The following is a 21,066-nucleotide window of genomic DNA, read 5'->3' as shown; positions in this document are numbered from 1 at the left end:
ACGGTAGACAGGCAAGGATCAAATGCTTTCGCCTGAAGGCGAGTTACTTTCTTTAAAGGGCCAAAGAAAGTAACCAAAGAAGGGCCCTTCCTCGACACTGCAAACACCTCGCCGTGCGGGCGACGCGGGGATTTTCCGACTCGGCATCCTGCCTCGGTCGGAAAACGGCGCACATCCATGTGCGCCGCCCCTTCGGGGTCTGTGGCGTGACAGGGTGGATTCACTGGCGCCGCCACAGCAACAGCAACAGCAAACGCGCGGGCGATCGGCGAGGACGGGGCGTCAGTGGTAGCCGGCGTCGGCGGCGATCTTGCCCTTGAACACGCTGTAGGACCAATAGGTGTAACCAAGGATCGCCGGCAATAGAAAGATCAGGCCGACCAGCACGAAGCCCTGCGACGACGGCGGCGAGGCCGCTTCCCAGATCGTCAGCGCCGGCGGCACGATGTTCGGCCAGATCCCCAGCACCAACCCGGCGAAACCCAGTACGAAAAAGCTCAGCGACAATACGAACGGGGCGGCGTCGTGCTTCTCGCGCATCACCGCGCGCCACAGCCAGAACGCGTTGACCAGCGCCAGCAGCGGCACCGGCGCCAGCCACAGGAAATTGGCGCCCTCGAACCAGCGCTCCATGATCCGCGAATCCAGGAAAGGCAGCCACGCGCTGACCAGCCCCATGAACGCCACCACCACCAGCACCAGCGGCCGGGTCAGGGTGCGGGCGACCAGCTGCATGCGTCCCTCGGTCTTGAGGATCAGCCAAGTGCTGCCGAGCAGCGCGTAGCCGAACATCACCGCCACGCCGGTCAGCATCGAGAACGGGCTGAACCAGCTGAAGGCGCCGCCGACGTACTTGCCCTCCTGCAGCGGCATGCCCTCGACCAACGCACCGAGGATCACGCCCTGCGCGAACGCGGTGAACATCGAGCCCAGCGCGAATGCCGCGCCCCACGCCGGCTTGGCCCGGGTCGCCTTGAAGCGGAACTCGAACGCGACCCCGCGGAAGATCAGCGCGATCAGCATCAGCAGCACCGGCAGGTACAGCGCCGACAGCACGATGCCGTAGGCGCGCGGGAACGCCGCCAGCAGGCCGGCGCCGCCGAGCACCAGCCAGGTCTCGTTGCCGTCCCAGATCGGCGCGGCGGTGTTCATCATGTGGTCGAGCTGGTCGGCATCCTCGGCGAACGGCGCCAGGATGCCGAGCCCGAGCACGAAGCCGTCGAGCAACACGTACATCAGCACGCCGAAACCAATCACGCCGAACCAGATGACCGGAAGCCAGTACTCCATCGTTTACGCTCCTCGATTGCCGGGCCTTGCTGTTGCTGCTTTTGCCCGTCATTCCCGCGAACGCGGGAACCCAGTGACTTCGCTCTGACCCGTGGTGACGGACCAAAGATCGTTCCAGTAAGGATTGGTTTGTTCGATCAGATCGATCTTCCAGTCCCTTCTCCATTTCTTGACCCGCTTCTCGCGCGTGATCGCCGAGTCCATCGTGGCGTGCTGCTCGAACCAGACCAGCCTGGTCACATCGTGCTCCTTGCTGAATCCCTCCGCGAGATGTTCACGGTGCTGCCATATACGTTGCACGAGATCGCTGGTGACGCCGAGGTAAAGAGTGCCGTTGCGCCGGCTGGCGGGCAGGTACACCGCTGGCTGGAGGTCCCTCACGCCACTGGGTTCCCGCGTTCGCGGGAATGACGAGCGAGCGCATCAAGCACGACAGCCTGCCGATTGCGCGGGCTCACGTGCCGGTACACCGCTGGCTGCAGGCCCATCACGGCACTGGGTTCCCGCGTTCGCGGGAATGACGAGCGGAAACACCGAGCTCACGAGCCATGCGCGAGCTCACTCATCCTCCTCGATCGACCGGTTGCCCATCGACAGCGGCCGCATCGCGGTCTTCTCGTGGTCGTCGTCATCGGGTGCGTGTTCGAAGACCTGCGGGCCTTTGCGCACCAGCTTGAACAGGAACCAGAAGCCCGCGCCAAACACGACCACGTACACCAGCACGAAGGTCGCCAGCGAGAACGCGACGCTGCCGGCGTCGATCGCACTGACCGCGTCGCGGGTGCGCAGCAGGCCGTAGATCACCCACGGCTGGCGGCCGATTTCGACCACGTACCAGCCGGCCAGGATCGCCACGAAGCCCGACATCGTCATCGCGCGCCAGCCGTTTTGCAGCCAGCGGCCACTCGCGGTCCCCGCGTCGAACAAGGTCTTGCGCCGCCACGCCCACATCGATGCCATCACCAGCAGCAGCATCGCAAAACCAATCCCGACCATCAGCCGGAACAGGTAGAACACCGGCGCCACCGGTGGGCGCTCGCTGGCCGGGACCGCGGTCAGCGGCTGGATCTCGCCGTCCCAGGAGTGGGTCAGGATGATGCTGCCCAGGCGCGGGATCGCGAGCTCGTAGTCGTTGCGTTCCTCGGCCTCGTTGGGCACCGCGAACACCACCAGCGGCACGCCTTCGCCGGCCGGTTCGTGCTCCCAGTGCGCTTCCATCGCCGCCAACTTGGTCGGCTGGTACTCGTGCACGACCAGGCCGTGCAGGTCGCCGACCAGGATCTGCACCGGCACCGCGATCGCGGCGAAGGCCACCGCGAGCTTCAACATGCGTTTGCCCGCGGCGACATGCACGCCGCGCCGCAAATACCCCGCGCCGACCCCGCCGATCACGAAGCAGGTGGTGAGGAACGCCGCCAGCACCATGTGCGTCAAACGGTACGGGAACGATGGGTTGAAGATGATCGCCCACCAGTCGGCCGGCTCGAATATCCCGTCGACGATCACGTGACCCTGCGGCGTATGCATCCAGCTGCTGGCCGAGATGATCCAGAAGGTCGAGATCAGCGTGCCCAGCGCGACCATGCAGGTCGCGAGGAAATGCAGCTTTTCCGGCACGCGCTTCCAGCCGAACAGCATCACCCCGAGGAAGGTCGCCTCCAGGAAAAACGCGGTCAGCACCTCGTAGGCCAGCAGCGGCCCCAGGATGTTGCCGGCGCGCTCGCTCAGCACCGCCCAGTTGGTGCCGAACTGGAAGCTCATGACGATGCCCGACACCACCCCCATGCCGAACGACACCGCGAAGATCTTCACCCAGAAGAAATACAGGTCGCGCCACAGCGCATCACGCGTACGCAGCCAGCGGAATTCGAGGAAGGCCAGCCAGCTCGCCAACCCGATGGTGAACGCCGGAAACAGGATGTGGAACGAGATCACGAAGCCGAACTGGATCCGTGACAGCAGCAGTGCATCCACGCAGCGTGCCTCCGCGGCACGCGGGGGCTGCCGCGGGCGCCATTGTGCGCCGCGGCGCCGGACGGGGCAAACCGGCGCGGGCAAACCGGTCCGGCGCGTGATGGCCCGCACACCGGCCCATGACCGATGGCCCGATTGCGCACATGGACCGGCTGCTACGCTGCGCCGGTTTCCCGTTACGAGTGGACCCTGATGCGCCTTGCTCCGCTGACGCTAGCCCTGCCGCTGGCGATGCTGCTGCCGTTTTCTGCGTTCGCGCAGGCCCCGGCGCAGGTTTCGACGCCGACTTCGACCCCGATCACGCTCGCCCAGGCGATGGCCGACCCCGACTGGATCGGCCCCCCGGTCGAACAGTTCTGGTGGTCGTGGGACGGCCGGCACGCGCAGTACCAGCTCAAGCGCGAGGGCGAGGCGATCCGCGACACCTGGCAGGTCGGGCTCGATGGCAGCGGCCCGATCCGGATCGATGGCGCCGCGCTCGCGCAACTCGACGCGCCGCGTCCGGCTTACGACGCCGAGCACACGCGCATGGCGTTCGTGCGCAACGGCGACGTGTTCGTGCGCGACCTGCGCAACGGTGCGCTGACCCAGGTCACCCGCAGCGACGCGACCGAATCGCGCCCGCAGTGGAGCCGCGACGGCAACCTGGTGTTCCGCATCGGCAACGAGTGGTTCCGGTGGCGCGCCGGTGCCGGCGTCAGCCAGGCGGCGCTGGTCAGGGCCGAAGACGACCCGGGCAAGGCACCCGAGGCCGACGACCTGCGCGAGCGGCAGATGGCGCTGTTCGAGACCCTGCGCACCGAGCGCGAACGCCGCGAAGCGGTGCGCGAGCAGAACGAACTGTGGCGCCGCAACGATCCTTCGCGGGCGCCGTCGCCGGTCTACCTGGGCGACAAGGTCGAGATCATCGACAGCGCGCTCTCGCCGGACGCCAAGTGGCTGCTGGTGGTCACCCAGGCCAAGGACGGCGAGCGCGGCCAGGCCGGCAGCATGCCCAAGTACATCACCGAGTCGGGCTACGAGGAGTTCGAGGAGGTGCGCCCGCGGGTCGGGCGCAAGGCACCGCTGCCGCATTCGCTGTGGCTGGTCGACGTGGCCAACGCCGAGGCGCGGGAGTTGTCGTTCGATGCGCTGCCCGGCATCGATGAGGACCCGCTGGCGGAGCTGCGCGAGGCCGCTGACCAGGAGCCTCTGGACGGCAACCGTGCGGTGCGGGTGGAAACCGATGCAGGCGGCAGCGCGCCGGCGATCCACTGGACCGCCGATGGCGCCCGCGTCGCGGTGCTGCTGCGCGCGGTCGACAACAAGGACCGTTGGATCGCCACGGTCGGCCTCACCGACGCCGAGCTGCAGCCGCAACATCGCCTCACCGACGAGGCCTGGATCAACTGGAACTACAACGAGTTCGGCTGGACCCCCGACAACGCGTTGTGGCTGCTGTCGGAACAGTCCGGCTACTCGCACCTCTATCTACTGGGCGAGCGTGGGCTGAGCGAGCGCGGTGCCCCGCGCCAGCTGACCTCGGGCGACTGGGAAGTCTCCCAGCCGGTGCTCGGCGGCGACGGCCGCACGTTCTACTTCGTCTGCAACCGCGAGTGGCCGGGCGACTTCGAGGTGTGCTCGGTCGATCGCGACGGTGGCGCGGTGCGCGAAATCACCGGGCTGGACGGCGTGGAGAACTTCGCGCTGTCGCCGGACGGCTCCGAGCTGCTGGTGCGCCATTCCGACAGCTACCTGCCGCCGCAGCTGGCCGCGCTCACCGTTGGCGGCGAGGGCCTGACCGGGCTCACCGACACCCGCACGCCGGAGTTCAAGGCGCGCAGCTGGGTGCAGCCCGAGTACGTGCAGGTGCCCTCCAGCCACGGCGCCGGCACCATCTGGGGCAAGTACTACGGCCCGCAGACGCTGGAGCCGGGCCGCGAGTATCCGATCGTGCTGTTCGTGCACGGCGCCGGTTACCTGCAGAACGTCAGCGACCGCTACCCGAACTACTTCCGCGAGCAGATGTTCCACAACCTGCTGGTGCAGGACGGCTACATCGTGCTCGACCTGGACTACCGCGCCTCCGAAGGCTACGGCCGCGACTGGCGCACCGACATCTACCGGCAGATGGGCCATCCGGAACTGGAGGACTACCTGGACGGTCTGGCCTGGCTGGGCGAGCACAAGCAGGGCGACGTCGACCGCGCCGGCATCTACGGCGGCTCCTACGGCGGCTTCATGGCCTTCATGGCGCTGTTCCGCGAGCCGGGTACGTTCAAGGCCGGCGCGGCGCTGCGCCCGGTCACCGACTGGTCGCAGTACAACCACGAATACACCAGCAACATCCTCAACACGCCCGAGCTCGATCCGGAGGCGTACGCGAAGTCATCGCCGCTGGAATACGCCGACGGGCTGGAGGACCACCTGCTGATCGCCCACGGCATGATCGACAACAACGTGTTCTACAAGGACTCGGTGATGTTGGCGCAGAAGCTCATCGAGCTGCGCAAGGACGACTGGGAGCTGGCCAGCTACCCGATGGAGCGCCACGGCTTCGTGCACCCCGACAGCTGGTACGACGAGTACCGGCGGATCTACGAGTTGTTCGAGAAGACCCTGAAGTAGCCCGCCCGGCGCACGTAGGAGCGGGCCATGCCCGCGATGCCCTTGGCACGGATGCAAAGGTCAGAGGCGATCGCGCCCATGGGGCGCTCCTACACCGGTCCACAAAAAAGCCCCGCGAGCGGGGCTTTTTTCGTTGCGACGTTCCGCTGGCGAATTGGCTACCAGACCACCTCGGCCATCGAGCAGTTCAGGCCCGAGCCGATCCCGAGCAGCGCGACGCGGTCGCCCTTCTTCAGCCGGCCCATCTCGCGCAGCTTGCTCAGCACGATCGGCACCGAGGCCGGGCCGATGTTGCCGTGCTCGTTGAAGATCGTCAGCACCTTCTTCGGGTCGATTCCGAAGGCCTTGATGAAGGCCTGGGTGTGGACCTGGCTGACCTGGTGGATGACGAATTCGTCGAGCTCCTCGGCAACCCAGCCGAGCGCGCCCTTGGCCGCGATCCAGGTGCGCTGGGCGAGCTTGAGGCCCTCGATCAGCAGCTGCCGGGTATCGGTGACCATGCGGTCCAGGTTGCCGCGGCACAGGCCGTTCCACTGCGTCGCGGCGCGGGTCACGCCGCCGCGGTAGCGCGGTGCGCCCGGTGCCAGCTCGGTGCGGGCCATGACCATCGCCGCGGCGCCGCAGCCCAGGGTCAGGGTCGCCAGCTCGTTGCGGAACTGCTCTTCGGTGACGTCAGGCGAGGTCAGCCGCTCCAGGGTCTTCTCGTAGGCCAGATCGGCGGTTTCGCCGTCGACCACCAGCGCGTAGTCGATCTCGCCGCGCTCGATCATGCGTGAGGCGATGTCCATGCCGTTGATGAAGGCAAGACACGCGTTGGCGACGTCGAAGTTCTGGCACAGCTCCGACAGACCGAGGTTGCCGCTGACGATGCTGGCGGTCGACGGCTCCAGGTAGTCGCGGCTGACCGAGGTGTTGACCAGCAGGCCGACCCGGTCGGGCTCGATGCCGGCGTCAGCCAGCGCCTTGACCGCGGCCAGGGTGGCGGCGTCGGAGGCGAGCATCGGGCCGTCCCACAGGCGCCGCGCGTGGATGCCGGCGATGTCCTGCAGCACGTCGGTGCGGATGCGCAGGCGATCGAGGGTCGGCTTGAGCCGCGCATTGATGTCGTCAGAACTCAGCCGGACCGGCGCATCGATATGGGCCAGACCGGCGATGGCGACGTGTTGGAACAGCATGGGCGGCTAACCAAAAGCGGAAAACAGGCAAGAGTACCGCGTTGGCGCCCTCCGCGCATCAGCCGATCTGCGCGGACGAGCCCGTCGGTTCACACGATCGCCGCGTGAACGCTTCAGCCGTCGATCGGGAAGGTCTGCGCGGCGCCGCCGGGTGCGGCCTGCGCCGGGACTGCGGCGCTCGGCACCGGCGTGGTCGCGCCGCAGTGGTAGCCGGCGAAGCGCTGCTCGCCCTGCAACGGCGGTGCCAGCGGCTGGATGGTGTCGGCGTCCAGGCCGGGCCCTTCGTTGCGGGCCAGGGTTTCCAGCTCCTCGCGCACGCGCAGGTCGTTGCGCTCGTAGAACGCAATGCTGTCCTTGACCGACACCGCGATCTCGCCACGCTTCTCGCAGCCGGTCGGCGGCCCGCCGGCGGGGATCACCCGCACCTCGCGCGCGCCCGGTGCCATGTGCACCCAGGTGCAGCCGCTGGCGAGCAGGGCAGTGGCGACGGCGAGGCCGGCGATCAGTCGGTGGCGCATGGGGGAACTCCTGGCGGCGCAATGGGTGGCGCCGGCATTGTGGCCGTGGCTGGGGATATTGGGGATGAACGGAGCGGTTTTCGGTTTTCGGTTTTCGGTTTTCGGTCGAAGCATCTTCATCCCGAGCGCAGCGAGGGATGACCGGGGTTGCCTTTCCCGAGTCCCGAGCCCTGTCTGCGGCGAGAAGCGAAGCAACAGCAAGAGCAAATCCCCCCTGCCCCCTTTTTTCAAAGGGGGGGGGAACTCCCGGAGCGGCGAAACTGCCCCCTTTTCCAAAGGGGGCCTCCTGGGGGCGAAGCGGGGTCAGTCTGCCGCCGGCTCGTTGTCCGCTACCGGGTTGCCGTTGGCATCCAGGACGTGCACCTCGCCGAGGTTCAACGCCCGCACCGGCTGCTCGATCTGCTCGAGGTCGCCGACCACCACCCAGGTGAACGCATTGGGGTCGATCGCCTCGGCCGCGGCGGCGATCTGCGCCGGGGTCATCGACTCGATGCGCGCGGTGCGGCGGGCGATGTAGTCGTCGGGACGGTCATAGCGGACGATGCCGCCGATCGTGCCCAGCACCGCGCTGGCGGTCTCGTAGGCGCCGGGCAGGCTGCGGATCTCGTTGGCCTGGATCTTGGCGAGCTCGGCGTCGGTCGGCGGTGCCTCGCCGCTGGCGTACTGGCTGACCTCGCGCTGGATCTCCGCCAGCGACTCGGCGGTCTTGTCGATCTGCACCGGCGCCACCGCCAGCCACGGGCGCTGGCCCTGGGCGTTGGTCAGGATGCTGCGGGCGCCGTAGGACCAGTGCTTGTCCTCGCGCAGGTTCATGTTGAGGCGCGCGGTGAACGAGCCGCCGATGACCTCGTTGGCCATGTCCAGCGTGGTCTCGCCGGGGGCGCCGGTGGGCGGCATCAGCTGGCCGACGAACAGGTTGGCCTGCACCGCGCCGGGCTGGTCGATCAGGTACACCCGCGGCTGCTCGGGGCGCTCGACCCGCGCCACCGGCTGCACCGTCGGCGCCTCGCCGACGCCCTCCCACTCGCCCAGGTGCCGGTTGAGCATCGGCACGATCTCCTCCAGCGTGGTGTCGCCGACCACGATCAGGGTCGCGTCCTGCGGGCGCACCCAGTCGGCGTGGTACTCGAGCAGGTCACCGCGGGTCAGTCCGGCGATCGATTCCTCGGTGCCGCTGCCGCTGAACGGCATCGCGTAGGCGTGGCCTTCGCCGTACAGCAACGGCGGCAGCACGCGCAGCGCGGCCGAGTTCGGGCGCGCCTTCTCCTGCTTGATGCCGGCGATCCAGGTAGCCTTGACGCGCTCGATCTCGGCCGGATCGAAGCGCGGGTTGCGCAGCATCTCGGCGAACAGGTCGATCGAATCATCGAGGTTCGACTTCAGCGCCGACAGGTAGGCATTGCCGCCGTCGAGCGCCGCGCCCGCAGCGAGTCTGGCGCCGAGCGATTCGGCGCGGTCGCCGAACTCGAGCGGGCCGTATTCACCGGCGCCCTCGTCGAGCATGCTCATGGTGAAGCTGGAGGTGCCGAGCGCGGCGCCCTGATCGGCGCGGAAGCCGCCGCCGAACTCGTAGCTCATCTGCACCACCGGGATGTCGTGGCGCTCGGCCAGGATCACCTCGGTGCCGTTGTCCAGCGTGGCGCGCTGCAGCTCGGGGAAGCTCAGTTCCGGGAACTCGGAGATCTGCGGCACCCCTTCGCTGCGGTCGACGGTGGTCGGAACGGTGCTGTAGTCCGGGTCGACCGGCGGCAGCTCGAGCGCGGCGGGCGTCACCGCCGGGTCCTCGGGCAGCGCGGTGCGCTCGCCGGGCACCACCACCAGGGTGTGGTCGCCGGCGCTCAGCCACTGCTCGCCGAGCGCCTGGATATCGGCCGGGGTGGCGCTGGCGATGTTGTCGAGGGTCTCGCGGAAGCAGCCGGGGTCGCCGGTGTAGACCGCGCACTCGGCCAGTGCGTCGGCCTTGCCGCCGAAGCCGCCGATGCGCTCGACGCCGCGGATGAAGCCCGCCCGCAGCACGGTCTGCGCCTGGGCCAGTTCCTCTTCGGTCGGGCCCTGCGCGATGAGGCGCTCGAGCTCCTCCTCGATGATCGCCTCGACCCGCTCCGGCTCCACGCCCTGCTTCACGTCGGCGGTGACCACGAAGCTGGAGCCCAGTTGCGAGGCATACGCGCCGGCGCTGACGCCGTCGGCCAGCTTGTCGCCGTGGACCAGGCGCTGGTCCAGGCGCGAGCTCGCGCTGCGGCCGAGCACCTGCGCCAGCAGCTGCAGCTGGTCGATGTCGCGGGTGCCGGTCTGGGCGACGTTCCACAGGCGGTAGATCCGCGCCTGCGGCACGCGGTCCTCCATCACCTCGCGAGTGGATTCGGTGCGCTCGGCGATATCGACCGCCGGCTGCGCCATGCTCGGGCCGGCCGGGATGTGGCCGAAGTACTTGCTCACCTTTTCCTTCGCGGTCTCCACATCGATGTCGCCGGCCAGCACCAGCACCGCGTTGTTGGGGCCGTACCAGGCGCGGAACCAGGTCTTGACGTCCTCCAGCGAGGCCGCGTTGAGGTCGGCCATCGAGCCGATCACGCTGTGGTGGTACGGGTGGCCCTCCGGGTACATCGCTTCGCCGAGCTTGGTCCAGACCTGGCCGTAGGGCTGATTTTCACCCTGGCGCTTTTCGTTCTGGACCACGCCGCGCTGCTCGTCCAGGGTCTTCTGGTCGACCGCGCCGAGCATGTGGCCCATGCGGTCGGACTCCATCCACAGCGCCATGTCGAGCGCGGTGGTCGGCACGTTCTGGAAGTAGTTGGTGCGGTCGGAGTTGGTGGTGCCGTTCATGTCGGTCGCGCCGACCAGCTCGAACGGCTCGAAATACTCGCCCGGGAAGTTCTCGGTGCCGTTGAACATCAGGTGCTCGAACAGGTGCGCAAACCCGGTGCGCCCGCGCGGCTCGTCCTTGCTGCCGACGTGGTACCAGACGTTGACCGCGACGATCGGCGCCTTGCGATCGGTGTGCACGATCACCCGCAGGCCGTTGGCCAGGGTGAAGCTCTCATACGGGATATCGACGCTCGCCTGCGTGGCGGCGGCATCGGCCTGCTGCGCAAGCGCCGGCGCGGTGAATGCCAGGCCGCCCAGCGCGGTGGCGAGCGCCACGGCGAGCACGCCACGGTTGAGGCCTTTCCTGAAACCAGCGGCGCGGGGCCGGACGACTGCGGACATGGTGCTGCACTCCTTTGACTGAGGGGATGCCGGCACCGGGAACAGTGCGGGCGGGGCAGGTCTAATGCTTGGCGACCCCGCATCCTAGCCGCAGCCGCGGCAGCAGACACTAGGCCACAAGTCCCAACACTCCATGTAGGAGCGGCTTCAGCCGCGAGCTCTTCACTCCAGTGGCGTGAGCCCGACGAAACCTCGCTTCGAAGCCGGCTTCGTCGCGATCGGCCATGTCGTCCCGCACCGATTCTGGTTCGCGCCTGAGAGGCGCTCCTACAGGAGCAGTGCGGCGCAGGCCGGGTTGGGCTTCTACACTCGCCCCATGTTCGACGTCATCCTGTTCCAGCCCGAGATCCCGCCCAACACCGGCAACGTCATCCGGCTGTGCGCCAACACCGGTGCGCGCCTGCATCTGGTCGCGCCGCTCGGTTTCGACCTGGAGGACCGGCAGCTGCGCCGCGCCGGGCTGGACTACCACGAGTACGCCACGCTGCAGGTCCACGACAGCCTCGACGCCGCGCTGGTCGCCATCGCGCCGCCGCGCCTGTTTGCCCTGAGCACGCGCGGCCGGACCCGCCATGACGCGCCGCGCTACGTCGAGGGCGACGCGTTCCTGTTCGGTCCGGAAACCCGCGGGCTGCCGGCCGAGGTGCTGGACGCGCTGCCTGCGCAGCAGCGCCTGCGCCTGCCGATGCGCCCGGGCAACCGCAGCCTCAATCTCTCCAACACGGTGGCGGTGGTGGTGTTCGAGGCCTGGCGCCAGCACGGCTTCAGCGGCGGGGATTGAAGCACCCGCGCGGACCCTGAACAGAACGCGCAAGTTCATGTACTTGCCAGTTCAGTCTTCAGGTGGGATTTGGGCGGCCTGCGGATACTGGCCCGCACCGGACGCCGGCGACGCCCCCGCGCCGCCGACACGCAGGACCCGCAGAGGTCCGCACCGGTCCCCGATCCAATCAAGAGGCTGACCCATGAAGCGTTCACTGCTTGCCCTGACCCTGCTCTCCGTCGTGCCCGCCCTCGCCCTGAGTGCCACCGCGACCGCGGCCGAAGGCGTGTCCTACACCTACCTGGAAGGCGGTTACGCCGGCACCAGCACCGACGGCGGCGATGCCGACGGCCTGGCCATCAACGGCTCCGGCGCGATCGCGCCGAACTTCCACCTGTTCGGCGGCTACAGCAACCAGGAACTCGACAACAGCAACATCGATTTCGACCAGTGGCGCGTCGGTCTGGGCTACAACCACGAGGTAAACCCGCGCGTCGACCTGCTCAGCCGCGTCGCCTACGAGAAGTTCGACGCCGGCCGCGACTTCCTCGGCAACGACCTCAGCGCCGATGGCTGGAGCGTGGAAGCCGGTGTACGCAGCGCACTCGCCCCCAACTTCGAGGGCTATGCACTGGCCGGCTTCGAGGATGGCGAAGCACTCGGCGGCGGCGACCGCGACGGCGACTTCTACGGTCGCCTCGGCGCCCAGGTGAAGTTCAACCAGGCCTGGGGGCTCGCCGGCGACGTCAAGTTCGTCAGCGGCGACACCCAGTTCTTCGTCGGCCCGCGCATCAGCTGGTAGCCGGCGCCGGTCCTAACGCGCAGCACCGATCGCGATCCGTCTCTCTCTCCCCCGATCGTCGCGATCCAAGCCCGGCTCCGGCCGGGCTTTTTTCATGGGAGCCGCAACCTACGGTAGAGCGGAGCTCGCTCCGCTGCCCTGTGCACCCGACGGTCGCCGCAGCCGAGCAACCCGGCATCACGGCCCGCGGCGCTCAGCCGAACAGGCCTTCGGGATATTCGGGCTTCTGCTCGCGCGCCAGCAGCTGGCGCAGCCCGTCCGCCGGCGTGATCTCGCCGTGCAGCACCGCCTGCACCGCCTGGGAGATCGGCAGCTCGATGCCGTAGCGCTCGGCCTGGCGCATGACCTCATCGGCGGTCTGCACCGACTCCACCACCTGGCCGATCTCGCGCACCGCGTGTTCGATCGACTGGCCCTGGCCGAGCGCGAGGCCGAGCCGGCGGTTGCGCGAGAGGTCCCCGGTGCAGGTCAGCACCAGATCGCCGAGCCCGGCCAGGCCCATCAACGTTTCGGCCTTGCCGCCGATCGCCTGGTTGAGCCGCAGCATCTCGTTGAGCCCGCGGGTGATCAGCCCGGTGCGCGCGTTGAGCCCGAGCTGCATGCCGTCGGCGACGCCGGTGGCCACCGCCAGCACGTTCTTCATTGCGCCGCCGAGTTCGGCGCCGCGCATGTCCTGCCCGGTGTAGGCGCGGAATGCCGGGCCGTGCAGCACATCGGCTACCGACTGGGCGAAGCCGGCCTGCTCGGAGTGCACGGTCAGCGCGGTCGGCAGCCCGGCGGCGACTTCCTTGGCGAACGAGGGGCCGGTCACCACCGCCAGCGGCACGCCCTCGCCCAGCACCTCGGCGGCGACTTCGTGCAGGAAGCGGCCGCTGCCGGGCTCGAAGCCCTTGGTCGCCCACGCCACGCCGGCGTGCGCGGGCCGATGCGGGGCGAGCGCGCGCAGGGTCTCGGCGAACGCATGCGATGGCACCACCACCAGCACCAGGTCGGCCTCGCGCAGCGCGGCGGGCAGGTCGGTGGTGGCGTGCAGCCGGTCGGGCAGGGCGATGCCGGGCAGGTAGCGCGGATTCTCGTGGTGCCGGTCGATCGCCGCGACGCACTCGGCATTGCGGCCCCACAGCACCGTGGAAAACCCGTGGCGCACGATCAGCGCCGCAAGCGCGGTGCCCCAGGAGCCGGCGCCGACCACGGCGACACGCGGCGTGATGGCACCGGGTAAGGCATCAGGCGGCGTCACCGCAGCGGGTGCCACTGCGGTCGGCTCGATCCCGGAAGCGGTCGGCATCGTGATCGAACGCGGCCGGTCAGGCGTTGCCCGAAGCCTCGGCGCCGGCCTGGCCTTCCTGCTGGGCGGCGCGCTGGCGCAGGCCCTCGGCGTACAGCGCATCGAAGTTGATCGGCTGCATCACGAACGGCGGAAACCCGCCGGCCTGGACCAGGTCGCTGACCAACTGGCGCGCGTAGGGGTACAGCACGTTGGGGCACTGCGTGCCGAGCATGCCGTCGAGCACCGCGGCCTCGAACCCGACCAGCCCGAACACGCCGGCCTGCTTGACCTCGGCCAAGTACATCGGCTTGTCGTTGGCCTTGCAGGTCAGGGTGATGCCGAGCACGACCTCATAGGCAGTCTCGCCAATGCGCTGCACGTTCTGGGTCAGGTTCATCTGCAGCTGCGGCTGGGCCTGCTCGTTGAACACGGCCGGCGCGCCGGGCACTTCAAACGAGACGTCCTTGACGTAGAGCTTCTCGACCGTGAACGCCGGGCCTGGGTTGGCAGCGGCTTCGGCCGGCGCGGCGGCACCGTTGGTTTTTTCTTCGGACATCTCGTGGCTCCAGCAAACAAAACGGTTAAGAGGGCGATTATGGCACGCGGCTTTTCATGGCCGCTGTCATGGCGTGGGGGCGATCGCGGGCGAAGCAAGCGCCAAACAACCCGCATCCCGTAGGAGCGCCCCATGGGCGCGATCGGAATTCGGGCGCCATCGCCGGCCCGGGCCGATCGCGCCCACGCCTACATCGGCATGAGCGCTCCTACAGAGTTGCGATGCAGCCGAGCGCGACGACAGCGCCTCAGCGGCCCTTGACCAGCGGCAGGTCGGCCTGCTGCCAGGCCTGCACGCCGCCGTCGAGCCAGTACACGTGCTCGAAGCCGGCCTTCTTCAGCCGCTTGGCGGCGTTGCCTGAGGCCTGGCCATTGCGGCAGACCACCACCACCGGCAGCGCCTTGGCCTTGCTCAGCAGCTTGCTTTCCGGGTCGAACTGGCTTGGCGCGACCGAGCGGCTGCCGGCGATGTGGCCCTTCTCGAAATCCTTGCTCGGCGACAGGTCGATCACCAGCGCGTCCTCGCGGTTGATCAGCCCGGTCAGCTCGGCCGGCCGCAGCGACTTGTAGCCGCGGGTCAGGCGCGCGAATTCGGTGTAGATCAGTGCGACCGTCAGGCCGAGCAGCGCCAGCGACAGATAGGGGTGGCGGCCGGCGAAAGCCAGCAGTTCATCGATGATCACGGCTTCACGAGGGGGACAGCGGGGCCGGGATTGTCGCCCAGCGCCGGTGGCGGTGCAAAAAAGCCCGGCCCGGCGTTGCCGGAAAAGTGGAAACCGCCGCTATTCCCCGTCCCACAGGTCCGGCAGCCCGGTGGTCAGCCACCAAGTCTGGGCCTGCTCGTCCCAGCGCCATCGCTCGCGGTAGCGCACGGCGCGTTCGGTCTGGGTGTGGCGGTTGACCACGCCGATCTCGACATCGCGCATCGCGGTGCCGGCCGCGGCGTCGTTGTGGCTGCCGACATCGCGGTAGGAGGAAATCTGCACCTGCTCGTAGCGGCGCAGCTCGAGCGGCGTGATCGGGTGCTCCTGGCGGTACTCCGGGTCGACCAGGTTGAGCGCGCCCTCGAAATCGCCCCAGCGGATCGCGCCCGACCAGGCGTACTGGTTGCGTTCTAGCAGGTCACCCTGGGTGCCCATGCTGGCGCAGCCAGCCAGTGCGAGCAGGCACAGCAGCATGGCAAGCGCGGGCAGGCGCTTGGAAGGCAGGCGCATGGCGCGACTCCGAAGAAGGAACAGGCCCTTATCCTATAGCGCTAGCGCTTGGCGATGGCGACGTAGCGCGCGCTGAACTCGGTGGCGTTGCCGCCCCGGTCCTGCCCGGGACCGGCCGGCAGCACGGCGCGGGCGAGCAGTCCGGCGCGGGCACGGCCGCGCTCGCGCAGGGTCTTGATGAAGCTGTCCCAGTCCGATCCGGGCGCGAGTTCGGCGTGCACGTCCAGGTCGGCGAACAGCGGCGCGAGGTAGCGGATCTGGCTGTCGGCGACGAACACCTCGGCCTCCAGGCCCGCCTGCTCGACGTGCAGCGACACCAGCCCCCACGACGCCAGCGTCATCATCGAGGCCAGGCTGCCGCCGAACGCGCAGCCCTTGTCGTTGACGTGGCGCGCGAGCGGCGCGTGCAGGTGCAGGCGGTCGCCGTCGTAGCCGGCGATGCTCAGGTCCATCGCGGCAACCGGCGGCATCGACTGGTAATGGCGGAGGAGGCGCTGCAGCGCGTCGCTGTGGGGCATCGGTCGTTCTCGTAGAGCCGAGCTTGCTCGGCTGCGGTGGCGGGGACGACGGCTGACCGCGGCGGTGGACGGCACTCCGCGGACATCCGCATCCGCCATGTGCGGCGCGTCCGGAGGTGCAGCCGAGCAAGCTCGGCTCTACTTCGCGCGGTTGCGCAGGTCGCATCCGACCACAACGCGTGCCAAGCTGGCGCGATGCCGAGCCGTGGGTCGTCGCCCGAATGGTACGTGATATCGCTGCGGCCCCGCGGCCAGCACGACGGCTTGCGTCGCGCCGCCGCGCGCCACGGCGCCGGGCTGATCGCGCTGTCACCGTGGCGGCTGCAGGCGCGCGACGACGACGCCACCCGCGCGATGTTGCGCGATGCGCTGGCGGCCTCGCGGGTGGTGTGGACCAGCCCGCCCGCGGTGCGTGCCGCGGCCGCGTTGCAGCCGTTGCACGCGCGTGCCGATCAGCACTGGTGCGCGGTCGGCGCGGGCACCGCCGCGGCGTTGCGCCGGGCCGGCATCGCCCGGGTGCAGGCGCCCGCGCGCATGGACAGCGAAGGCCTGCTGGCACTGGAGGCGCTGCGCGACATCCAGGGCGTGCCCGTCGGTCTGGTCACCGCCCCGGGCGGCCGCGGCACGTTGCCGCCGGCGCTGCAGGCCCGCGGCGCGCAGGTGATCCGCGCCGATGTCTACGAACGCATGCCGATCGCGCCGTCGGCGTCGGCACTGGCCGCGCTGCGCGCACTGGACGCGCCGGCGGTGCTGGCACTGAGCAGCGCGGCGGCACTGCAGTGCACGCTCGCGGCGGTGCCGGCCGACATCGCCGCGATCCTGCGCCGCGCGCGCGTGGTCGCCGCCAGCGCGCGGCTCGCCGAGATCGCCCGCGGCCACGGCTTCGATCGGGTCGACATCGCCCGCAGCGCGCTTCCGCGGGATCTGCTCGAGGCTGCCATGCGTCCGCATGAACGGGCGTTCCGGTAGCATGGTGTGACCTCTCCACCGCGACCGCCGCTCGTGTCCGCCACCCCGCCCCCGACTGCCTCGACCGCGCCCCCCGCCAACCCGCGCAAGCGCTCCGGCGGCCTGCTCGCCAAAGCCGTGCTGTGGCTGCTGGTGCTGGCCATGCTCGGCTTCGCCGGCTGGCGTGGCTGGGCCTGGTGGCAGACGCGCCATGCGCAGGAGCGCGCCGCAGTCGCCGACGCCGACCTGCGCATCGAAGCGCTCGACCAGCGCATCGACATGATCCGCCGCGACCAGCGCGCGCAGGTCCAGCGCCTGCAACAAGCCGATGCCACCAACCGCGTGCTGCGCGACGAGCTGCTCGGCATCGGCCAGCGGGCGGCGCTGATCGAGGACAGCGTCGCCCGGCTCGCCGACCCCGAGCGCTCCGGCGCGCTGGCGCTGCGGCTGGACGAGACCGAACTGCTGCTGGTGCTGGGCGAGCAGCGCCTGCGCTTGGCCGGTGACCTGGACGGCGCGCGCCGCGCCTACGCCATGGCCGGCGGCGTGCTCGAGCGCATCGACGACCCGGACTACCTGAGCCTGCGCCAGAGCTTGCTGCAGGAGCGCGCCGCGCTGGACGAACTCGGCGCCGACCCACGTGTACACGCCCTGGTCCGCATCGACCGTTTCGCCGGGACGCTTGAACCGCCACCGACCCGCGCCCAACGCGCGCCCACCGCCACCGCGCCGTGGTGGCGCCGCGCCTTTGCCAACGTCTTCGACATCCAGCCGCGGCATCGTGCGCTCGCGGTGCGCCCGGCCGATCGCGCCGATGCGCAGGCCGGGCTGCAACTGGAGCTGACCCTGGCCCGCGCCGCCGCCGAACGCCGCGATCTCGACAGCTACCGCGCCGCGCTCGAACGCGCCGGTCATTGGCTCGAGCGCTTATGGCCGGCCTCGCCGGCACTGGACGATAAACGCCGGCAGCTCGACGCGATCGCCGCACTGCCGCTTTCACTGTCGATCCCGACCCTCGGCAGCACACTGGGGCAGCTCCGGCAGCTTCGCGCCGCGGAAGGCCGGGATCAGGCCTGAGTTCGGGCGCGCCCGGTGAGATCAGACAGCGCCAGCATCTGCGGCATCCACCAGCTTGAACCGGTGCCGCGCCCCGCAGTCCACTCGATGAAGCAGGAGTCTCGATGAACATCTTCCGCAGCCTGCTGTTCTGGATCGTGCTGGCCCTGGTCGGCGCGCTGGTCGCGCAACTGCTGGCACAGGACCCGGGGCTGGTGATCGTCAGCTATGGCGATGCCACCTACGAAAAATCGCTGGCCTACACGCTGATGCTGGTGATCGTCGCGGTCCTGGCGCTGTGGCTGCTGTGGAAACTGCTGAGCGCACCGTTCGTGATGCTGCGCCGGCGCCGCAAGAAGCATGCGCGCGCGCGCCTGATCGAGGGGCTGGATGCCTTGCACCTGGGCCACTGGAGCCGCGCCGAAAAATCGCTGGCGCAGGCGCTCGACAACCAGGAAGTCGGTGCGGTCGCACGCGTGTCCGCCGCCCACGCCGCCGCCGCGCGCGGCGACTCGGCGCGCGCGCAACAGCACCTGGATGCATTGGCGGTCACCCACCCCAGCGCGCGCGCGGTGGCGCTGGCCGACTGGGCGATGGCCCAGGACCGCCCCGCCGATGCGCTGGCCGCGCTCGACGCGCCCAACGTGCAGCCGCTGCCGCCGCGCGGGCTGGGCTTGCGCGCGCAGGCGCTGGCGGCGCTCGGTCGCGCCGGCGACGCCTACGGCCTGCTCGGCGCGTTGCGTCAGCAGCAGGCATTGCCGGAGGACCGCATCAACACGCTGGAGGCGCAGTGGGCGGAGGCATCGCTGCGCGAGGCCCGCGACGCCAACCAGCTCGCCGACCGCTGGGAAGCGCTGCCCCGGCCGCTCAAGAGCGAGCCCGCCGCGGTCGCCGCCTACGCCGAGCGCGCCGCCGCGCTGCGCTGGGAAGAAGCCGCCGCCCACAGCATCGAACACGCGCTGGACACCCATTGGGACGAATCGCTCGCCGGCCTCTACGGCCGCCTGCCGATCGGCCGCCTGGACGCCCGGCGCGAACACGCCGAGCGCTGGCTGCAGGCACACCCGGCCAGCCCCGCGCTGCTGCTGACCCTGGCCCGGCTCAACCGCGCCCAGGGCCACGGCTCGCAATCGGAAACCTACCTGCACCGCGCCCTGGCCCAGGGCGCGAATGCCGACGCCTGGGAAGAACTCGGCCACGGCTTCGCCCAGGCCGGCGACGACCCGCGCGCGCGCCTGAGCTACGCCAACGCCCTGCGCGCCAGCCGCGGGGAACCAACCAGCGAACTGCCCGGCCGCGACCTGAAGCAGAAGATCTTCGATGAAGCGGTAACCGAAGAGCGCGACGAGCACGGCATGCCGCGGTTGCGCGAGTAGGTTGCGGATCACGCTGGGGTGGGCATCGCCAACGGCACTCGAACGTATCGCGAGCCCTGCCGCATTCCTCGCCCACCCTTGGGCCCACCGCGAGGCCTCTGATCGGAGTCTGCCGCGCACCAGCTGCGCAAATCGTCCAGATCGCCTTGCTGCTTTCACCCGAAGCGGCGAGATTGCCAGCGATTACACCTCGTCCGTGCCGGCGTAACCGATACGCCGGACAACCCGCCGCATAACGCAGCCGCGCCTGCCGCGAGCTCGGGCAACCGTTTTCCATAAAGCTTTGAAGCCCAAGGATTTATTCCTCTTTGACCCGGCACCCGCAACGGGCATACTCGGCGCAACGCCTCAGTTAAGGGGCCGAATAGTCGTTAGATGGCTAGGGGGACTTATGCATCCAGATCTAAGCGAAACGGAGATCGCTATTGCTGAGCGTGCCGAGAGACGGCAGCGCGCATGGCGGTACGGCAGATGGGTGCAACTGGCAATAGGCGTACTTTTCATGGGCGCAGGATTCTGGCTTGGTGGTAATCGGCAAGACGCACCGCTCGTTCTTGGCATCGCACATCCATTTCTTCTCGTTATTCTTGGAGCCGCGCTTGCAGGCGAATCACTGCACAACAGAGATGCCAAAGAACGATCCGTCCTACTTAAGCTTTTTCGCTCTTCCAGTGAGAGCGCCATCTAACAATTCATTCAAGCCGAACCCGCTTCGCCGCTTCGGCAACATCGTCGCACCGGCAAGCGCGTCGCTCTCCTGTTCTTCGTGCTGCGGGTCGGCTTAATTCAGGCGTTAGGCTGCAACCGAGCCATCATGGTCAACCCACCGAAAAAAGATCCCGGCGCTTGGTTTCTCATTCTGTGTGGCTCAGCGCTCCTTTGGTTCGCTTATCCACAGTTCGTCGTGTATCTACAAACCGGCTATGCCTTCCGTCGCCATTCCGTAAACTTTCCCCACAACCTCTTCGGTGGTGATGCAGCCGCAATCGACGGCATCTATCTTCTCGCAGGCGTGTTCTTGCTCGCTGCTGGCTTACGTAAATTGCTCTTTGGCAAGTGAGCTTGCAGCCTAACAATTCATTCAAGCCGAACCCGCTTCGCGGCTTCGGCGACACCGTCGCATCGGCAAGCGCGTCGCTTTCCTACTCTTCGCGCTGCGGGTCGGCTTAATTCAGGCGTTAGCGCCCATGGAAGGCATTAGCCACATCACTTTTGTCGTTCAAAACCTCAAGCGCACAGCTACCCTCTTGTGCTCGGGGCTGGGAGCGCATGAGGTCTATGACAGTGCAGGCCACAACCACTCACTCTCGCGCGAGAAGTTCTTTGTGCTTGGTGGCATCTGGATTGCTGCAATGGAGGGAGAAGCTCCAACCGAGCGGTCATATCAGCATGTCGCCTTCGCAGTCCGTGAGGCGGAGTTGCCTACATACCGCGCTCGCCTAGAGTCCATGGGCGTAGAGTTCAAGCAGCCCCGCGGTCGTATAGAAGGAGAAGGACAGTCCTTGTACTTCTATGACTTCGACAATCACTTGTTCGAGCTGCACACTGGCACCCTAGAGCAGCGCCTTGCCGCGTACGGGGTTGGGCTCTAACAATTCGTTCAAGCCGAACCCGCTTCGTCGCTCGGTTCAATGTTGTCGCTGGCAGTGTGGCGTCAGCTCCCGACCAGCGCGTTAGCGGGTCGGCTTAACTCAGCAACTGTCTTGAGAACGCCCCCAATCAGGCGGCGCAGGCAATCACATCCACGCGCTGCAGTTCGTCTCGACGGCGGGCGTTGACGATCGTCAACA

Annotated in this window: 19 protein-coding genes; 8 read left to right on the top strand and 11 right to left on the bottom strand. The window is 68.5% G+C overall.

Annotated features, from left to right (window positions below):
- Positions 1-282: 282 nt before the first annotated feature.
- The 3 genes from cydB to ACJQWM_RS13860 all read right to left on the bottom strand — a co-directional run bounded on the left by cydB (position 283) and on the right by ACJQWM_RS13860 (position 3,264).
- Entirely contained in the window at positions 283-1,290 is a 1,008-nt protein-coding gene (gene cydB / locus ACJQWM_RS13870) for a cytochrome d ubiquinol oxidase subunit II (RefSeq protein ID WP_332707264.1), read from the bottom strand.
- Positions 1,291-1,338: 48 nt separating this feature from the next.
- Entirely contained in the window at positions 1,339-1,650 is a 312-nt protein-coding gene (locus ACJQWM_RS13865) for a GIY-YIG nuclease family protein (RefSeq protein WP_330970001.1), read from the bottom strand.
- Positions 1,651-1,848: 198 nt separating this feature from the next.
- Complete coding sequence (locus ACJQWM_RS13860; protein WP_332707267.1) at positions 1,849-3,264, bottom strand: cytochrome ubiquinol oxidase subunit I; 1,416 nt, start codon at positions 3,262-3,264, stop codon at positions 1,849-1,851.
- Between the two features lie 189 nt (positions 3,265-3,453).
- Here ACJQWM_RS13860 and ACJQWM_RS13855 point away from each other — a divergent pair, with 189 nt between their 5' ends.
- On the top strand, positions 3,454-5,871 hold the full coding sequence (locus tag ACJQWM_RS13855) for a prolyl oligopeptidase family serine peptidase (RefSeq protein WP_332707300.1): 2,418 nt from the start codon (positions 3,454-3,456) through the stop codon (positions 5,869-5,871).
- Between the two features lie 158 nt (positions 5,872-6,029).
- On the opposite strand, the gene ACJQWM_RS13850 is transcribed toward ACJQWM_RS13855, so the two are convergent.
- The 3 genes from ACJQWM_RS13850 to ACJQWM_RS13840 form a co-directional block, all read right to left on the bottom strand.
- The gene (locus ACJQWM_RS13850) at positions 6,030-7,046 is read right to left on the bottom strand and encodes a 3-oxoacyl-ACP synthase III (RefSeq protein WP_332707270.1); all 1,017 of its coding nucleotides are present in this window, start codon (positions 7,044-7,046) and stop codon (positions 6,030-6,032) included.
- Between the two features lie 113 nt (positions 7,047-7,159).
- Positions 7,160-7,564 (bottom strand): DUF4156 domain-containing protein, encoded by a 405-nt coding sequence (locus tag ACJQWM_RS13845; RefSeq protein WP_332707273.1) that lies wholly within the window; start codon positions 7,562-7,564, stop codon positions 7,160-7,162.
- Between the two features lie 303 nt (positions 7,565-7,867).
- Positions 7,868-10,774, bottom strand: coding sequence for a M16 family metallopeptidase (locus ACJQWM_RS13840; protein WP_332707276.1), 2,907 nt, complete (start codon positions 10,772-10,774; stop codon positions 7,868-7,870).
- Positions 10,775-11,090: 316 nt separating this feature from the next.
- On the opposite strand from ACJQWM_RS13840, the gene ACJQWM_RS13835 reads away from it, so the two are divergent.
- Positions 11,091-11,555, top strand: coding sequence for a tRNA (cytidine(34)-2'-O)-methyltransferase (locus ACJQWM_RS13835; RefSeq protein ID WP_332707279.1), 465 nt, complete (start codon positions 11,091-11,093; stop codon positions 11,553-11,555).
- A 184-nt stretch (positions 11,556-11,739) separates the two neighbouring features.
- A complete protein-coding gene (locus tag ACJQWM_RS13830) occupies positions 11,740-12,339 on the top strand; it encodes an outer membrane beta-barrel protein (RefSeq protein WP_332707282.1) in 600 nt (199 codons plus the stop codon).
- 193 nt (positions 12,340-12,532) lie between these two features.
- Here the strand turns inward: ACJQWM_RS13830 and ACJQWM_RS13825 are convergent, their stop codons facing one another.
- The 5 genes from ACJQWM_RS13825 to ACJQWM_RS13805 all read right to left on the bottom strand — a co-directional run bounded on the left by ACJQWM_RS13825 (position 12,533) and on the right by ACJQWM_RS13805 (position 15,896).
- Positions 12,533-13,627: an NAD(P)H-dependent glycerol-3-phosphate dehydrogenase gene (locus ACJQWM_RS13825; protein ID WP_332707285.1), complete on the bottom strand. Its 1,095-nt coding sequence runs from the start codon at positions 13,625-13,627 to the stop codon at positions 12,533-12,535.
- A 19-nt stretch (positions 13,628-13,646) separates the two neighbouring features.
- Entirely contained in the window at positions 13,647-14,165 is a 519-nt protein-coding gene (secB, locus tag ACJQWM_RS13820) for a protein-export chaperone SecB (protein ID WP_332707288.1), read from the bottom strand.
- A 247-nt stretch (positions 14,166-14,412) separates the two neighbouring features.
- Complete coding sequence (locus tag ACJQWM_RS13815; RefSeq protein WP_332707291.1) at positions 14,413-14,847, bottom strand: rhodanese-like domain-containing protein; 435 nt, start codon at positions 14,845-14,847, stop codon at positions 14,413-14,415.
- Between the two features lie 99 nt (positions 14,848-14,946).
- Positions 14,947-15,378 carry a hypothetical protein gene (locus ACJQWM_RS13810; protein ID WP_332707294.1) on the bottom strand — a complete coding sequence of 144 codons (432 nt, stop codon included), beginning with the start codon at positions 15,376-15,378 and terminating at the stop codon, positions 14,947-14,949.
- A 41-nt stretch (positions 15,379-15,419) separates the two neighbouring features.
- Complete coding sequence (locus ACJQWM_RS13805) at positions 15,420-15,896, bottom strand: YiiD C-terminal domain-containing protein (protein ID WP_332707297.1); 477 nt, start codon at positions 15,894-15,896, stop codon at positions 15,420-15,422.
- A 195-nt stretch (positions 15,897-16,091) separates the two neighbouring features.
- On the opposite strand from ACJQWM_RS13805, the gene ACJQWM_RS13800 reads away from it, so the two are divergent.
- The 5 genes from ACJQWM_RS13800 (at position 16,092) to fosX (ending at position 20,868) form a co-directional block, all read left to right on the top strand.
- Positions 16,092-16,865: a uroporphyrinogen-III synthase gene (locus ACJQWM_RS13800; protein WP_411306907.1), complete on the top strand. Its 774-nt coding sequence runs from the start codon at positions 16,092-16,094 to the stop codon at positions 16,863-16,865.
- A gap of 33 nt (positions 16,866-16,898) precedes the next feature.
- Positions 16,899-17,921, top strand: coding sequence for a uroporphyrinogen-III C-methyltransferase (locus tag ACJQWM_RS13795; RefSeq protein ID WP_332708046.1), 1,023 nt, complete (start codon positions 16,899-16,901; stop codon positions 17,919-17,921).
- Positions 17,922-18,025: 104 nt separating this feature from the next.
- On the top strand, positions 18,026-19,276 hold the full coding sequence (locus ACJQWM_RS13790; RefSeq protein WP_411306906.1) for a heme biosynthesis protein HemY: 1,251 nt from the start codon (positions 18,026-18,028) through the stop codon (positions 19,274-19,276).
- 766 nt (positions 19,277-20,042) lie between these two features.
- Positions 20,043-20,336 (top strand): hypothetical protein, encoded by a 294-nt coding sequence (locus tag ACJQWM_RS13785; protein WP_411306905.1) that lies wholly within the window; start codon positions 20,043-20,045, stop codon positions 20,334-20,336.
- Between the two features lie 127 nt (positions 20,337-20,463).
- The gene (gene fosX, locus ACJQWM_RS13780) at positions 20,464-20,868 is read left to right on the top strand and encodes a FosX/FosE/FosI family fosfomycin resistance hydrolase (RefSeq protein WP_332708018.1); all 405 of its coding nucleotides are present in this window, start codon (positions 20,464-20,466) and stop codon (positions 20,866-20,868) included.
- The last annotated feature ends 198 nt before the right edge of the window (positions 20,869-21,066 follow it).

The organism is Novilysobacter longmucuonensis (assembly GCF_046600735.1).
GTDB lineage: Bacteria > Pseudomonadota > Gammaproteobacteria > Xanthomonadales > Xanthomonadaceae > Novilysobacter_A > Novilysobacter_A longmucuonensis.
This window is presented reverse-complemented; position numbering and strand designations above follow the sequence as displayed.

Bases quoted from the DNA above. Each gene is read 5' to 3' on its own strand.
- ACJQWM_RS13845 (WP_332707273.1), bottom strand. From the start codon at position 7,564: ATGCGCCACCGACTGATCGCCGGCCTCGCCGTCGCCACTGCCCTGCTC.
- ACJQWM_RS13810 (WP_332707294.1), bottom strand. From the start codon at position 15,378: ATGCGCCTGCCTTCCAAGCGCCTGCCCGCGCTTGCCATGCTGCTGTGC.
- ACJQWM_RS13805 (WP_332707297.1), bottom strand. From the start codon at position 15,896: ATGCCCCACAGCGACGCGCTGCAGCGCCTCCTCCGCCATTACCAGTCG.
- secB (WP_332707288.1), bottom strand. From the start codon at position 14,165: ATGTCCGAAGAAAAAACCAACGGTGCCGCCGCGCCGGCCGAAGCCGCT.
- ACJQWM_RS13850 (WP_332707270.1), bottom strand. From the start codon at position 7,046: ATGCTGTTCCAACACGTCGCCATCGCCGGTCTGGCCCATATCGATGCG.
- ACJQWM_RS13800 (WP_411306907.1), top strand. From the start codon at position 16,092: ATGCCGAGCCGTGGGTCGTCGCCCGAATGGTACGTGATATCGCTGCGG.
- ACJQWM_RS13790 (WP_411306906.1), top strand. From the start codon at position 18,026: ATGAACATCTTCCGCAGCCTGCTGTTCTGGATCGTGCTGGCCCTGGTC.
- ACJQWM_RS13835 (WP_332707279.1), top strand. From the start codon at position 11,091: ATGTTCGACGTCATCCTGTTCCAGCCCGAGATCCCGCCCAACACCGGC.
- ACJQWM_RS13830 (WP_332707282.1), top strand. From the start codon at position 11,740: ATGAAGCGTTCACTGCTTGCCCTGACCCTGCTCTCCGTCGTGCCCGCC.
- fosX (WP_332708018.1), top strand. From the start codon at position 20,464: ATGGAAGGCATTAGCCACATCACTTTTGTCGTTCAAAACCTCAAGCGC.
- ACJQWM_RS13825 (WP_332707285.1), bottom strand. From the start codon at position 13,627: ATGCCGACCGCTTCCGGGATCGAGCCGACCGCAGTGGCACCCGCTGCG.
- cydB (WP_332707264.1), bottom strand. From the start codon at position 1,290: ATGGAGTACTGGCTTCCGGTCATCTGGTTCGGCGTGATTGGTTTCGGC.
- ACJQWM_RS13840 (WP_332707276.1), bottom strand. From the start codon at position 10,774: ATGTCCGCAGTCGTCCGGCCCCGCGCCGCTGGTTTCAGGAAAGGCCTC.